Raw genomic sequence first — 15,160 nt, forward strand, 5'->3', positions numbered from 1 at the left:
AATGACCTTTATTTTAGGAGTGTTACCTATGTTGGTGAATCAGTTTATGTCTTTAAGATTAGAATTTTTATCTCTCATAAAGACAAAACTGTTACCTATGTTGGTGAATCAAACTGTAACCTATGTGGGTGAATTGGACCAATTATAAGTCTCCGTGTCTCCGTGTCTCCGCGTCTCCGTGTTTTAACTATTCAAGTTATTGGTTAGCAGATAGTTGAAAATCGAGCTGGCGTTAAATACTTGGTCAACTAAGAGAAAAAGTCTTAGCCTCTGGAGTTTTTAAAGTTTAGATTATTGCAATCTTAATAATTTATTGTTGACTAAAATCTTTTATTATAATTAAATATTGCTATGTTTTAATATTAAAGGTGCTTTATGGCAAATAGAATTCCTTCTTTAAATGACCCCAGAGTAACATGCTCTATGCCCACTGTTTCTAATTCAAATGATGCGCAAGAAAACTTAACTGCCATAGCTCAGAGTATTTTTCGCTTTAGCGACTGCATTACTCCTCCTCCTTCCCCTCCTCCTTCCCCTTCGCTTTGCCTTTCTTTTTCTCTACCACCTTCTATCCCCTCTATTCTATCTTCTCAGCCACCTTTTGATGGCAGCTATGTACCGAATAACTTAGAGATACCTCAACAACAAACTCAAACTTCTACAATTCAAAATGCTATCCAGAGTTACCCTGAGCCTAACCATCACCACTTCTATTCTGTTTCTAATTCAAATGGTGCGCAAGAAAACTTAACTGCCGTAGCTCAGAATGTTTTTTGCTCTAGCGACGGGATTGCTCCTCCTCCTTTATTTTTTTCTTCCATCCCTCCTATTCTATCTTTTCAGCGATCTTTTGATGGCAGCTATGTACCAAATAATTTAGAGATACCTCAACAACAAACTCAAAGTTTTACAATTCAAAATGCTATTCAGAGTTATCCTGAGCCTAACCGTTACCGCTTCTATTCTGATACAGAAGATACTCATAACAAGCCTCATTTAACTCATGACGAGCCTCATTTAAAAAGAACAAATGTTATTCAAGTAACACAATCATTCAGAGCCTGTTATTGGAGTACGGAAAAAAAAGTATTTCTACTAGCCTCTATACTCTCCCGTGGGGGTGTTAAAATAAATCAAGATACTTATATAAAGCTAGAATCGCATAAGAAAATATATTGGAATCAGATAAAAAAAGATATGCAGTTCTTCGCCGAAAGCCCAATAGTTGAGAATATTAGGGACTTTTTTCTTTCACATTTGTTAGACAAATCTTTATCAGAAGCTTTTCCTCTTGATTATGGTGAAATATTTAATTTAAAAACATTCGAAGAGCCCGAAGAGATGGAAAATAAGAGTATAAATTTTCACCTAAAAGCTCCTTTCAATCTTATAAAACAGTATCTTTCAAGTAACTCTGTTGATGACTTAAATCAACTATGCTCCTATGTCCCAAAATATCAGCCAAACTCCCCATCAGTTAACGACAAGTGGTCTTCTAATGAAATTCTATTAGTCATAGCCATCTTGTTATTCCATGACCAGATTACAATAGACGAACAAGGTCATATAAAAACAAAAGGCGAAAATATACAATGGGGACCTACAGACAACACTCTACATCAAAGTATTAATAGCTTAAGGAAACGAAGTGACATTAGAAACACGTATTTTCAAAGGATCAAAGATGATTATCTTATAAAGATCCATGCACCTGAAAGAGACAATGTGGAGCGTAATTTAGCTATACTCAGACAAATGCAACAAGGTAGCGTAGACTCTCGCCTAAAGACATTTTTTGATCTTGTAGGATTGTACCATCAGAGTAAGTCTTTCAATGACTTGAAAAAAGTACATGAGTACATAGCAAGCATACAACACCATTCTTGATAGTGTGAGTTTTAGATGGCTTGCTAAAACTTTACACCCAATTCTGCCAAAATACGAGTACTTTTTGCATTATCAAAGCTTGCTTCGATATTGAAAAAGCTATTCCAGCGGCCTATAATCTTTGAACCTCGCAAACCAATCAGACCCGCAACAAGATTAAGAGGGCCTGCTTGATTGAAGCGGAATTCTATATCCAAGAGCTCTGCCTTAACTCCTCTTCCAGCTACTTGGTATCGACCAAATATACCAATAAAGGGCTCCAAAAAGCCTAAACATTGTGTACGCCAAAAAGCAATCTCTAGACGAGTTGTAATTAGTCCTACATTTCTATCAAAAACCGTTAAGTCTGCAAGAGACCCCGTTTCAGCGTAGTTACCTAAAAAGAGTTCAGCGTAACGTACGTCAAAAATAAGGTAGGGATGACAAAATAGTGAAGGAAAACCATGGCCTAAGGAGATATCTGCGGAAATAAGTCCTCCATTGATATAAGCTCTGCCTTTATCCATTCCACCTGAAGCTAAGTTATTCATGACGACGCGTGTATTCTTCCAATATAAATAACCACCCATGACAGCTAAGCTTAATGATGTACCACAGATACAACTATCATAGCTTAACCCAGCGCAGCCCAAAGTAATATTAGCTTGTTGGGGGGAGGCTTTAATATTTGCTTCGGCGTAACTACATCCGCCAAAAACAGAAACAGCTTGGTTGGCTATAAAAGTGTCATACCCAATTAAGAGTCCCGCTACAAAGTCTGTATAGGAGAGGGTATCGGGCTGTGCATTGCGCGTTCTGTAGCTACCAATGCCCTCTGTCCATAAACCACAATCACAAAAACGAGTACGATGTAGATGCAGACCATTTAAAACAGAGTCAGAGAGATCTGCTGTGACATCCGACTGCATAGCCAAGCCCGTTGGGTCAATAACAGCAATCACAGGATCAGATCGTACGACGTAAGGAGCTTCAATATTTAAGAGGCCAAAGCCTCTGCTATCACTATCAAGAGTTAAAGCCAAGTTCAAACCTGTTTGAACACTGAGGGCAAGAACATCATTTGGTACAGAAACAGAACCTTGAATATTGGAAGTTTTCAATAAACTAAGAGAGGGAGTAGTTCCTGTAAGACTCAGGGCTGTAAGCCCTACAATTTGTCCGGAGTTGGTTACAGATGCACCTGCGCCGCCGCAGGAAAGAGCAGTAGTGTTAGACCCAGCAACATAGAGTTTTCCCGTGTTTGTTATAGTTGCTGATGAGCCTAGGCTGAAAATACCAGTTGTATTATTACCACTTAAGGAAATAGTGCCATTATTTGTAATTTGTGCATTTGCCGCATTAGTATCATCATAAATACCTACTGCTCCTGTACCCCCTGAGATAGTTCCTGTATTTGTGATGATAGAATTGGAAGCAAAAGTAGAAATTCCTGTTCCATCAACTCCTACCGAAATAATACCATGATTTGTTATCATGGTATTTATTCCCCCTGTAGTACTGATAATGACACCATTAGCGCCGCTCGTTGAAATCAGTCCTGTATTTGTGATTACAGCATGAGCTCCACTACAATCAATACAATTTGAGAACTCTCCAGCGGAGATTGTACCTTCATTTAAAATTAGAACATTATCAGCTATAGAGACTACAGATGTAGCAAAAGTTCCTGGAATGATTGTGCCGTAGTTGTAAAGGGATTGATCTGCAGCATTCATGTCAACTCCGTCCATACTTCCTCCGGCATGTATGGTTCCTCCTACCTCTACAATGCCCACATCTCCTACATCACTCATAGTTTGATTGTTAACAGTTTGACCACTTTCAATCACAAAGCCATTAGCATAAAGAGAAGATGCTGAAAAAAAGATCGAAGCGAGTATGATTTTGTTTATTGTGCTCACTTTATTCCTCGTCATTCATTAAAATGTGGAGAATAATATATTGTAAAATTTACTTCCAAAGTTTTCCTTGCATATCGTTTCAATAAAAAAGAGTTTCTTGCGCGCAATTAGAGAACAAGGCCGTTATGGAGAAAACAACACTCCATATGCTTTGTACATAACTTACTAAAATCTAAATAGCATTTCAAAATGTTAGCAAGTTCTCTATACGATTTAACACTACGTGGATAAGTATTCCATGATGGCAAGGGATGTGCAATCAAATCTTTTAGAGGAAAAAACAGGACCACAACGTCTTCTAAAGATTTATTTGTTTGATTAAGCCTATAGAGATGAACGTGAGCATTTTTTGCAAAAACAATATAAATTCTTTTTGTTCCAGGAGAAAGGTTCGGGTTATAATAGTGCTTGTTATAATACTCAAGCATTATAGCAAGTTCATCAGGAGTACCCTCTGGTTTTGACAGCCAGCTCTCAAAGATATTCCAGCCAAATTTTTGACATTTTTCTATACCTACCCACAAAACAAACTCATCCTTTTTTTGAGCAAAAGATGTCCGATGCCAATTTGAACGAGCATTATAGGGATCAAAACCATAGCGCGTGGCATGTGGTGGCATCAAAGTGATTTTGTCATTATATGGACGGAGTAGATTCCAAAGTGTTTGAGAGCGATTTTTTCCCCCTGAACAGGCTGGAAAGACTACATCTCCAGGAGTCAATGCATACGGAGCTGCATCCCCTTCAAGGCGTACAAGAGTACCTTTTTTTGCTGTAAATTCAAATAAGACCACGGCTAAAGAAGAGTTTTTATTTTGCTCTAACTCTTCATCAGCCTCATGCGCATATATTAAAATTTTCTCTTTGCAGCAAGTTTCTGTTGCCGAAACATTGATATTGAGCAATATAACAAGTAATGCATATAAGCAAATATTAAAATTAATAACATACCATTTAAAAATATTATTCCTAAGGAAAGTCATTTTGATGATCCTTCTTTTGTTTGTGTGTGATAAGAAAGCGTTTCTAAGCGTAATGTAGTAAAGTTTGGTAGAGGAGTATTCTTTATAGCGTCATTGTTTGTAATTGAATAGCGATGAAAAAAATCTATATGAATAATATGGTCTGCATTTTTTCTTGTTGGATAAACATGGAAAGCAAAGTCTTTTAAAATTTCCATCATATGACAAAAAAAAGCCTCTGAATGGCGTGGTATAGGTTTTTTTAATTCTCGTTGCCATTTCCAATTATAAATATTTTCTAAAGATGATTCTAAGTATATTGAGAGATCAGCATATTGTAAAAAATTCATCGGAGCAAAGTCACCCAGAGTATAAGCGCCTTCAAAGAGAATACAACTAACATTGGCAAGCTGAAGAGTTTCTTGACTCATTTCTTTGGTAAGCTGATTAATGGTTGGTTTAATAATTTCCGTATTACCCTTGCAAATATCTTTCAGAGTATTATGAAGTTTATTCCATTGAATTCTTCGAGGATCTAATTCACTTGCAAACTGTTTTCTTTCATTTTGACCAAGTCCATAATGATCCAAACTGAGGATAACAGAAACTATGCCTAGATGGGATAATTCTGTTTGTAAAATTTGTGAAATTGTACTTTTCCCAACACCTGGGCACCCCCCAATGGCAATAATGAGAGGGGTACTTTCATTTACATTTCTCCTTTCGACTAGATCTTGAATCCCATCAAGAATCAATTTAAGCTCTTCTTTAACAGAGTCTTGCACCCATCCACTACAAGGGATTACAAAAAGGAGTAGCAAGACTAATGCAACAATATAACATCTATATTTTTTCATTTTAATTTTCCAATATGCTATAACTTCTCTAGAGGGTTAAAAGAGCCCCGATTATATACTCAAATGAATTAAAAATGACAGAGTACAAAGCCTGGATTAAAAATGTTTTTGATCGTGCCTCTTCTGGTTATGGAGAGAAGGGATGCTCTTTTTTTGATTACTTTGGAGAGCGTTTAGTAGAACTTGTAAAACCTTCTGTAAATAACAATATATTAGATGTTGCTACAGGTAAGGGAGCTGTGTTATTCCCTGCTGCAAAGATAGTGGGCCCAAAGGGAAGAGCCGTAGGAATTGACTTAAGTTCCAAAATGATCAGAGAGGCTACAAAAAACGTTATATTTCCCTGGATTGAGCTATACCAAATGGATGCAGAACATCTTTTGTTTCCAAACCAATCATTTGATATTGTATTTTGCGCATTTGCCTTATTTTTTTTCCCTAATATTGCACAAGCCCTATCCGATAACCTGGGTTTTGAATTTAAATGACTCAAGGTTAGAGGGGATTCTGGATAAATTTTCAATCATTTTTGCGAAGTCCATTATTCCTTTAAATACTCCTTTGCCTTATCAATATCTCTAGACTGTAGTCCCTTATCGTATCCTTTAAGATATATCTTTCAAGTAAAACTTAAGTATGTAGGGCGCAAATATTTGTTGTCGACGAAATTTCCAAATTCATAGATAGTATCTAGTTATTTAAGAAATTACTAAATCACGGATAACTACTTTTGCAGCAATAAGTTCTGTTCACTTAAACCATCTGTTTTATTATCTCTTCCTAAACTCAAATAAGCGCGTATGAATCTAATTAAGAGCTTTTCTCAAATTTTTATGTCTCTTTGTATCAGTGCACTAACTGCTCAATCCCCTAGCGTTCATGAAAACTACAAAAACATTGTTTTTGATTTAGGAGGCGTCTTGCTTGAATGGGCTCCTCAAAAGTTTCTATCTCAAGTTTTTGAAAATAGTGACAGCGTTCCAGATGAGTTAGTTCATATTTTTAATTCATCCTATTGGACAGATTATGATGCAGGAAAAATTTCACGCGAAGATTTACTTAACCACTTATCCCTTCACTATGATAGAGACCAGCTTATTCTTTTTATAAACCAACTTCCTCAACTTTTACGCCCTGTTGCAGAAATGGAAAGGATTTTGGATGATCTTAAAAGCAAGGGATATAAAATATATAGCCTCTCTAATACACCACAAGAGATTTTTTACGAATTAAATGAAATTTATGATCTCTTCAAGAAATTTGATGGAAAAGTAGCTTCATTTCAAATCAAATCCTCTAAGCCAAGCCCTCTAATTTATCAGACTCTTCTCTCTCTTTATCACTTAAAACCAGAAGAGTGTTTGTTTATCGATGACCGAGCTGAAAATGTTCTTGGCGCCCAAGATTGTGGAATTAAAGGTATTCTTTATCTCAATCCAAAGCAGTTAAAAAACACACTTAAAGAACTTGGCATTTTATGAGCAGAATGATTTTTAAAACTAATCCATCGAGTAAAAGTTTTTGTATTCTAACCATTTTTTGTTTTGCTATCATTATTCTTACTAAAAGCTTCTCAGGCAACCTTCTAGCAAATGAACAAAGCATCACAAGATATTTAGAGCTCTATGAGCAATATCCAGAGGCCTTTGGACCAAAAGGCGATTGGAAAAAGAATGAAATGGAACTTATTGATGATTTGCAAGTAATGAGAGCCATTCAAAAGCAGTTTAATCAACCTGTTGGTATTGTAGCAGAAGATAGGTTTTGGCTCTGGATTAGAGATGCCCTCATTTTGCCTTCTGGAGAACACACAACGTATAATCGATTTCTTTCTAAAAAAGGTCTAGATGGGCCAGCAGGTGTTGTAGTGCTTGCAGTTACTCCAAACAATGAAATATTAGTTAACTTGATTTACAGACATGCCACAAGAAGCTGGGAAATTGAATTGCCAAGAGGAGGAAGAAACAAAGGTGAGACATCAGAAGCTGCTGCAAGAAGAGAAGTCAAGGAAGAAACAGGATATAAGGTCACCAAAATTCTTCCCTTAGGAACCATTGCCGTCGATAGCGGTGTTTTTACCAACTATCTTAAGGCATTTTTTGCAAAAATTGGCGAGGTAGAAGAAACCACGCGTGATGATGAAGAGATCATAGCTTCAAATCTTCTTCTTTCAAAAGACCACGTCATCGATATTTTTTGTGCGGGTAAAACAGAGCTTATTGTAAATAAGCAAAAAATAACTGCCTATGTCAGAGATCCTTTTTTTGCCTATGCTTTGCTCCTAGCTGAAAAGAAAGGATTTCTTGAATCTTGATTAGTTCAAAAAATATTGTTAATTGTAATTATTTGTATTTCTAGTTACGCTCTATTGCCTTTTAAATTTGATGGTGAGTTATGTCAACAAGTTCTATGTCAAGCATTATAGAGTTTTCTAAGAAAAATGCAATTCCTTTTGTTATAGGACTCTCCTTGGGAATGCTGGGAACGTATCTTATAAAATGGCTTAAAAGTGACTCAGAACCCTCCATTCGAAATATTTGCATCCTTAATCTCACTGAAAATGGACAATCGACTGAAACATTAACTTTTTTAGAATTTAAAGAAAAAGTAACTTTTCAAGAACTCAATAAGTTAAGAAAAAGTGTAGATTGGGCTGAGCGTACTGATAAAATATGGAACAAGGTTCTGTGTAAATCAGACCACATAGTTTGTGTTAAAAAGAATGAAGAATTGATAGCGTATGGCTGTTTTGTAGGAAATGGCAGAATGGGCTCAATCTTTGATATTCATGTAGATCCTAAGCATCAACGCCAAAAAATTGGCACCTTGGTAATGAATCACTTGGTTGAATACATTAGAACTGAAGAATATACCTCTGTAAATTTATCTGGATGGGAAGATAACGCAAGCGTGTTAGAGTTTTACAAAAAGTTTGGGTTTGAGTCAAATTCTTTTGCAATGGAATCCTCTGGAAAAGACCTTCAAGTAGTATCTAGCGCACTGTAATGCATTAGTTTAAGTGAACTTTATTTATGATAATGCCCGTTCAATATTCACTATGTTGTGTCTGCTTTGAAATTCAACAAAGCAGATATATGTATTCATGCGATCAAGCAATCTCTTTTGTACAGGGTATGAAAGAAGTTACAAAGGACACCCTTCCCACAGAAATTGCAAAAATTGTAATAGCGCGAAGCGTAGTTACTGTGCGAGATACTAATGCTCATCATCAGGCTATGTATATGCTAAGCTCACCTCTCGATCTTTCATTTACTACTAACGAATTTATAGAAATGATGCAATATTTAAAAGACACAACTCCACTTGATGATTGGTATAAGTATATGCAAAACAAACTTCAAGTAAATCACATCAACTGCAAATTATAGAGGCATCAAATCGGTATATATTCACATAATCTCTAGGGATGTAAGCTTGTGAGCGAATTCAGCTGGGTAATTGTGCAATAGGTTTGCGGCCTCAGATGCAGTGAACCAAGCAAAATCAACATGTTCACTACTTAGAAGAGGTGTAAAAGAAGATGGAACACTACAGCTATAGATCGATAGGATTAAGCCAAGATCACTATTAGGCATTGCAATACGAATATTTGTTAAAAGGGTGATAAAGTGGGCAACGCTGTCAATATTGCAAAAACCAATCTCTTCTTCTATCTCACGTTTTAGGGCATCTTTTTGAGATTCTTTTCTTTGCAAACGTCCTCCAGGAAGATCCCAGTAGCCTTCTTTAGCTCTTTTCAAAAGCAAAACTTTGCCATTGTCATTGAACATAAGACCTTTTATACCCAAATGAAAGCAATCTTCTTTCATATACCATCCTTTAAAGATAAGTTAAACTTGTCTTGACAGCGTTTGTTTTCTATATCTCTAGTTGCCAATAACTGAGGATTTTTACGCATTTCTTTCCAATTACCTCTTTCTACTCGCCTAAGGGCTTTTGCAAAACGATCACGAAAGAAGCGAGGACGCCCTATAGAAGTATCTACTGTCCACATTTTAGAACCTAAAGAAAAAAAGAGATATTGACCTTCTTCTTGAAAGACATTGAAAAGATTATCTAAAGATTGTAATGAATTTAATTTTTTCATTCCTTCAGGAACAATTTCTTCTGCTTGCCCTAAAAAAGGCATTAGATGAACATGTGAATGAAAAACTGTTTGTCCAATTTTACCATGCTCAAAAGTTGCAATAGATCCGTACTCTTTACAAATCCATTCGCTGATTAATGAATACAACTTCTTAAATTCAACAAATTCTTCAGGAGTATATTCTGCAATGCAGCTAACGTGCCTTTTTGGAATAATCAATAAATGAGCTTCAATTAAAGGATTGGCATCACAGAGTATGGTGAAATAGCTTGATTCTTTTAATATATAATCAAAAGCCCAACACGTTCTGTCGCAATGTGGACAATTGTCTTTTATAGATTGTTCTGAGTAATTTTCTAGCATATTTAAAATCTTTAACGGTTGTTTATTGTGATTCTTCCTAAATAGTATCAAACCTCTTGAAATAAATAAAATTAATAGATTTAATTAAATCGATAAGAAAATTTAATGGCTATTCACCATGACCTTTAATTTAGTCCACCTTAAGTACTTTTATGATGCTATTAGGTTGGAAAGCATCACTGCCTCAGCAAGAGAAAATCACGTTACACAATCCGCTGTAAGTCAGGGCATTATGAAGTTAGAGCAGCATTTTCAACGTAAGCTACTTACTCATAAAAGAAACCTCATCAAATTAACACCAGAGGGTAAAGCTCTTTTTGCCTCCAGTAAGCAGCTGTTTTACTATATTGACGACGTTAACAATACGTTTGCTGATGGAAACAGTGTCTATAAAGGCAAAGTGGAGTTTGCATGCTTTTATAGCATTGCTGTGTCCTTTCTTCCTAATGCCTTAGCTGAATTTCAAAAACATGCTCCAAGTATATCTGCCAAGTTCATTACAGGAAGACCAGAAATTGTTAAGAATGCACTAAAAGAAGGAAGGGTGGAATTCGGTTTGATGACAGATGGACAGGATCTGTTAGCCTATGACTGTGAATTAATTCATAGCGGTTTTTTCCACGTCTATGAATCTATTAAAAGACCTGCAAAAACACCGATCACTCAATGTATTCTTTCTGAACATAGCGTTGAGGCAAATGCACTGAAAAAAACTTTCGAAAAAAATTATGGAAAAGAACTTTTCACACACATGGATGTTGGCAGTTGGGAAGTTATTGTCAATCTTGTACTTTCAAACGTGGGAGTGGGACTAGTCCCTGACTATTTAGTAGAAGTTCCTTATCGCAAAGACCTTTTACGACTTAGTCATATAAAACATGACCCCATCCCTTATCGCATTGTTGCAGCTAGCCCAAAGGGAGAAGAGCTTTCTAAAAATGCTAAACTATTAATCAATTGTTTGAAAATGCGAGTTTTAAATATACAAGATAAATAGTGCACAAAGTTAATAATGTGCTCTATCGGGCATTTGAGAGAATTTTTTCCAAACTTCAACGGCTTCTTCCCTCATAAATTCTCTTATTTTGACTCGTTTATCTTTATCAGGTAAGCACATTTCTTTGTAATAATCAACATCTAGAAAATCCCCATACTTTTTAGAGTCTTCAACTGTAGCTCCATAATAGATTTCCTTGATTTGAGCCCAATAAGCCCCACACAGGCACATAGGGCAACAATAAGCGCTTGTGTATAAAATACAGCCATCAAGATGAGGGCTGCCAAGAGCTTTTCCAGCTTTGCGAATGACATCAATTTCAGCATGACAGGTAGCATCAGCTTCTTTGATTACCCTGTTATAGCCCTCAGCGATAATTTTATCACCTTTTACAATAACAGCGCCAAAGACGCCGCCACTTTTTTCTACGAGTCCTGCTTGAGCGCTCAATTCAATTGCACGCTTCATAAATTTTGGATTAGGATGAGACATTATAATTAAACTCCCTGATATATTTATTGCTTCTATCTAAAAATTACATTATAGGATATTCATGAAAAAAATACTACAAGGAACATTCATTTGGTTTATCGCAACACTGTTTGTTGTGTATGCGTTTTTTCTCAACACTGCAGGCGCTGTTTTTTCCGATACAATTAAATCGTTTCTTCATGCATCAGATATAGGTGTAGCTTACGCTGTAGGCTCATTTATTGCAGGCTTTGCTTGTATGCAAATTCCTGCAGGTTATCTACTTGATCGATATAATATTCGCTTTGTTGTAGGCAGTGGGCTTTTTTTATTGGCTCTTGGTAATTTAACACTTTCTTTTTCAACTAACCTATTTCTTTTTTCTTTATCTAACTTCATCCAAGGGATAGGTGCTTCTTTTGCATTTTTAGCTGCAGCTAAACTTACATCTCAATGGTTTTCTGCGAAAATGTTTCCTATTTTATTTGGATTAACACAATCTTTTTCTTGTATATTAGCTGCAATCATTCATTATTATTTGGTTTTGGCACTACAAACACTCACTTGGCAAGCTATCTACCAAGAATTGGCAATTTGTGGATTTATCCTGTTATGTTTTTCGCTTATATTCATTTCAAGCCCTCCCACAACAGAACTCAATAAGCCCCTTTCACTCAAGAAAAGCTTGTCTTTAGTACTTAAAAATAAACAAATTTGGTTATGTGCTCTTAGTGCAGCAACATCTTTTGGCGTACTTTCTGCTTATGCAAGTTTTTGGTATATGGATGTGGAAAAGTTTTATTCTGTAAAAACCACAGATGCATTAATTATGAGTGGTCTTATTTTTACAGGTATTGGAGTTGGCACTCCCCTACTTGGCTGGCTCTCAAATAGATTTAAATCTAGAAAATTAATTATTCATGTTACCCTGGTTCTAGGGACAATGTTTTTGCTACTAGGAATTTATTTGCCTCATTTTGATATAGACACTTATATTATTATCAGGATCGTTGCGTTCTTTACTGGATTTTTGCTATCGGGTTCTATGCTATACTACACATGTGCAAGCGAACTTGCCACTAATAGCATACGTGCAGTGGCCTTAGGAGTTATCAATACTTTTGTATTTCTTTTTAACTCTCTCTTGTTATTTTTGCCTCAGTTTTTCATTACAAAAGCATCTCCAACCTTCTTAACCTATCTGTGGGTGTTACCTTTTTGCTTACTGATATCGATTTTGCTTACTTATTTTGTTAAAGAGACCTTTGACTCATCTTCTGTTTAAATCTTTTTATTAAAATTCGGATTCCATTGACGAGTATATTTTTCCTATCGTTAAAAACAAAAAATATATAACTTTATTTTTTGTACATAAGAATTTTGGATAGTTGATGATTCGAAAAATAATTGGCCCCCTTCTTTTAATTTTAATCTGCCCTCCCCTAGTATTTGTTTTTTGGTATACCAATACAGCTTTTGAAGGCTCTTTCATTACTTTTTGGAATTTCATTACTGAAAATGGATTCATTGCATCTGCTTCCACTATTTTAGGACCTGTTTTTTGGGGCTCTCCAACAGCCTGGGCGATTATTTCATCCTTTGCCATTACACAGCTTATTTTAATGAAGCTTGTGCCTGGAAAAATGTGGACAGGTCCCATTACGCCTTCTGGAAATGAGCCTATCTACAAATCAAATGGTGTTGCTTGCTTTCTTATTACTCTTCTTCTTTTTTATTTAGGAGCCTACCCTTTAGAATTGTTCTCTCCTACTATTGTATATGACCATTTTGGAGAAATTTTAGGGGCTTTAAATGTTTTTAGCCTACTTTTTTGTCTTTTTTTATATTTTAAAGGGCGCTTTTTTCCCTCAACAACAGATTCTGGAATAACTAAAACATTCATTTTTGATTACTATTGGGGAACAGAGCTATATCCGCGCGTTTTTGGATGGGATATAAAAATGTTTACAAATTGCCGCTTTGGTATGATGAGCTGGCCGCTTATTCTCCTCTCTTTTGCAGCAAAACAGGAACAGCTTTATGGAATTTCAGACTCCATGATAATTGCTGTATGCTTACAGTTTATCTACATTACGAAGTTTTTTATCTGGGAGCCTGGATATTTAAGATCTTTAGATATCATGCACGATAGAGCAGGGTTTTATATTTGCTGGGGCTGTTTAGTTTGGGTTCCTGGTTTTTATACATCACCTACACTCTACTTGGTCAATCATCCCAACCATCTTGGATTGGTTTTATCAACACTTATTTTTATAGCTGGGGCCGCAGCTATTTTCATTAATTTTTCAGCAGATCGCCAAAGGCAAAAAATTCGAAAAGAAAATGGCCAGTGCACCATCTGGAATAAGAAACCAGAGGTCACTATAGCTTCTTACACAACATCTAAGGGCGAAAAAAAAACAAGCTTGCTCTTAGCCTCTGGATGGTGGAAGATCGCACGTCACTTTCACTATGTGCCAGAAATTGCAGCCGCATTTTTTTGGAGCCTTCCTGCGCTTTTTAGCAATATTCTGCCTTATATCTATGTGATTTTTTTGGCGATACTTCTCATTGAAAGAGCTTTTAGAGATGATATACGATGCAAAAAAAAATATGGGAAAGATTGGCAGATACATTGTCAAAAAGTACCCTACAAGATTTTACCCTATATCTTTTAAAGGCATTGTCAAAAACTAATTCTTGAACTTGTTTGTGTGTAAACCCAAAACTCTGTTAGAATGAAAGTCATTAAACGAGAAGCTCTTTTGGAATTAGAAAGTACACATCAACCCCTATCAAAACATCTTCAGTTGATCATAGATGTAAGTAAGGAACATTCTCAAATTTCACTTGAGTATCTCCTACAACAACTAGGTAAAAGAGGTTATACTTCCCTGATTTTTTTTATAAGCCTTGCCTTTTCCTTTCCCATAAGCATACCAGGCCTCTCTACGCCTTTTGGGCTAGTACTTGCTTTTTTAGGGCTTTGGATCGCTCTTGGAAAAGAGCTAGGACTTCCCTCTTGGCTAAAATCAAAATCGCTATCTTTCCAATCTTTTGAAAGGATTGGAAAAAAAGCGATATGGCTTTTCAGTCTATTAGAACGATTTATGCGCCCAAGAATTTTAAGTTTGAGCGAAAACAAGCTGTTTATAAGCTTAAATGGATTAATCGTTTTAGTACTGGCAATTCTCTTAGCATTACCTATACCCATACCTCTCACTAATATTTTAGCGGCATTTCCTATTGTACTAATTAGTCTAGGCCAACTAGAAAAGGATGGTGTTTTGATTATAATGGGTTACGCAGGAGCGATCTTTAGCATAACCTTATTTGGAATACTTTTTACAACCCTTTCAACCCTTCTAAGCTTCATTTAAAAATCAGCTCAAAGGGACTTGCAACTTTTTAGCAGCTTTAATGAGCTTTTTATCCAGAGTAAAAAGAGGGATTTTTTCTCTTATAGCTAATTCTAAATAACGCCAGCTCGATTTTCAACTATCTGCTAATCAATAACTTGAATAGTTAAAACACGGAGACGCGGAGACACGGAGACTTATAATTTATCATTTATGATGCGTTCTACACCGTTTAGGATATCCAAATAAAGTGGT

The 15,160-nt window shown here is 35.9% G+C and carries 16 protein-coding genes; 10 read left to right on the forward strand and 6 right to left on the reverse strand.

The features are described 5' to 3' along the window. Positions 1–375 precede the first annotated feature (375 nt). Complete coding sequence (locus P4L16_04100; GenBank protein MDR3624305.1) at positions 376–1,887, forward strand: hypothetical protein; 1,512 nt, start codon at positions 376–378, stop codon at positions 1,885–1,887. A gap of 23 nt (positions 1,888–1,910) precedes the next feature. Here P4L16_04100 and P4L16_04105 read toward each other — a convergent pair whose 3' ends face one another. The 3 genes from P4L16_04105 to P4L16_04115 form a co-directional block, all read right to left on the reverse strand. Then, a complete protein-coding gene (locus tag P4L16_04105; GenBank protein ID MDR3624306.1) occupies positions 1,911–3,788 on the reverse strand; it encodes an autotransporter domain-containing protein in 1,878 nt (625 codons plus the stop codon). A 107-nt stretch (positions 3,789–3,895) separates the two neighbouring features. Next, a complete protein-coding gene (locus tag P4L16_04110; protein ID MDR3624307.1) occupies positions 3,896–4,771 on the reverse strand; it encodes a hypothetical protein in 876 nt (291 codons plus the stop codon). Next, positions 4,768–5,607 (reverse strand): AAA family ATPase, encoded by an 840-nt coding sequence (locus P4L16_04115; GenBank protein MDR3624308.1) that lies wholly within the window; start codon positions 5,605–5,607, stop codon positions 4,768–4,770. Before P4L16_04115 ends, P4L16_04110 begins: the two co-directional genes overlap by 4 nt. A gap of 74 nt (positions 5,608–5,681) precedes the next feature. On the opposite strand from P4L16_04115, the gene P4L16_04120 reads away from it, so the two are divergent. The 5 genes from P4L16_04120 (at position 5,682) to P4L16_04140 (ending at position 8,996) form a co-directional block, all read left to right on the forward strand. After that, positions 5,682–6,095 (forward strand): class I SAM-dependent methyltransferase, encoded by a 414-nt coding sequence (locus tag P4L16_04120; GenBank protein ID MDR3624309.1) that lies wholly within the window; start codon positions 5,682–5,684, stop codon positions 6,093–6,095. Between the two features lie 312 nt (positions 6,096–6,407). Continuing rightward, positions 6,408–7,088, forward strand: a complete 681-nt coding sequence (locus P4L16_04125) for an HAD family phosphatase (GenBank protein ID MDR3624310.1) — start codon at positions 6,408–6,410, stop codon at positions 7,086–7,088. Continuing rightward, positions 7,085–7,921, forward strand: a complete 837-nt coding sequence (locus P4L16_04130; GenBank protein ID MDR3624311.1) for an NUDIX hydrolase — start codon at positions 7,085–7,087, stop codon at positions 7,919–7,921. Before P4L16_04125 ends, P4L16_04130 begins: the two co-directional genes overlap by 4 nt. Before the next feature lie 80 nt (positions 7,922–8,001). Further along, positions 8,002–8,613 carry a GNAT family N-acetyltransferase gene (locus tag P4L16_04135; protein ID MDR3624312.1) on the forward strand — a complete coding sequence of 204 codons (612 nt, stop codon included), beginning with the start codon at positions 8,002–8,004 and terminating at the stop codon, positions 8,611–8,613. 89 nt (positions 8,614–8,702) lie between these two features. Continuing rightward, positions 8,703–8,996 (forward strand): hypothetical protein, encoded by a 294-nt coding sequence (locus P4L16_04140; protein MDR3624313.1) that lies wholly within the window; start codon positions 8,703–8,705, stop codon positions 8,994–8,996. Positions 8,997–9,017: 21 nt separating this feature from the next. Here the strand turns inward: P4L16_04140 and P4L16_04145 are convergent, their stop codons facing one another. After that, complete coding sequence (locus tag P4L16_04145) at positions 9,018–9,437, reverse strand: NUDIX domain-containing protein (protein MDR3624314.1); 420 nt, start codon at positions 9,435–9,437, stop codon at positions 9,018–9,020. Continuing rightward, positions 9,434–10,078 (reverse strand): HIT family protein, encoded by a 645-nt coding sequence (locus P4L16_04150; protein MDR3624315.1) that lies wholly within the window; start codon positions 10,076–10,078, stop codon positions 9,434–9,436. The genes P4L16_04145 and P4L16_04150 overlap by 4 nt, the downstream gene beginning before the upstream one ends. A 118-nt stretch (positions 10,079–10,196) precedes the next feature. Between P4L16_04150 and P4L16_04155 the strand changes: the two genes are divergently transcribed. Continuing rightward, positions 10,197–11,075 (forward strand): LysR family transcriptional regulator, encoded by an 879-nt coding sequence (locus P4L16_04155; GenBank protein ID MDR3624316.1) that lies wholly within the window; start codon positions 10,197–10,199, stop codon positions 11,073–11,075. Positions 11,076–11,084: 9 nt separating this feature from the next. Here P4L16_04155 and P4L16_04160 read toward each other — a convergent pair whose 3' ends face one another. Then, on the reverse strand, positions 11,085–11,567 hold the full coding sequence (locus P4L16_04160) for a nucleoside deaminase (protein MDR3624317.1): 483 nt from the start codon (positions 11,565–11,567) through the stop codon (positions 11,085–11,087). Between the two features lie 61 nt (positions 11,568–11,628). Between P4L16_04160 and P4L16_04165 the strand changes: the two genes are divergently transcribed. From P4L16_04165 to P4L16_04175, 3 genes are all read left to right on the forward strand, one after another. After that, positions 11,629–12,831, forward strand: coding sequence for an MFS transporter (locus P4L16_04165; protein MDR3624318.1), 1,203 nt, complete (start codon positions 11,629–11,631; stop codon positions 12,829–12,831). 106 nt (positions 12,832–12,937) lie between these two features. Further along, a complete protein-coding gene (locus P4L16_04170) occupies positions 12,938–14,224 on the forward strand; it encodes a hypothetical protein (protein ID MDR3624319.1) in 1,287 nt (428 codons plus the stop codon). Between the two features lie 60 nt (positions 14,225–14,284). Continuing rightward, a complete protein-coding gene (locus tag P4L16_04175) occupies positions 14,285–14,926 on the forward strand; it encodes an exopolysaccharide biosynthesis protein (GenBank protein MDR3624320.1) in 642 nt (213 codons plus the stop codon). Positions 14,927–15,160: the final 234 nt, after the last annotated feature.

It is taken from the genome of Chlamydiales bacterium (assembly GCA_031292375.1).
In the GTDB taxonomy this organism is placed as follows: domain Bacteria; phylum Chlamydiota; class Chlamydiia; order Chlamydiales; family VFKH01; genus JARLHF01.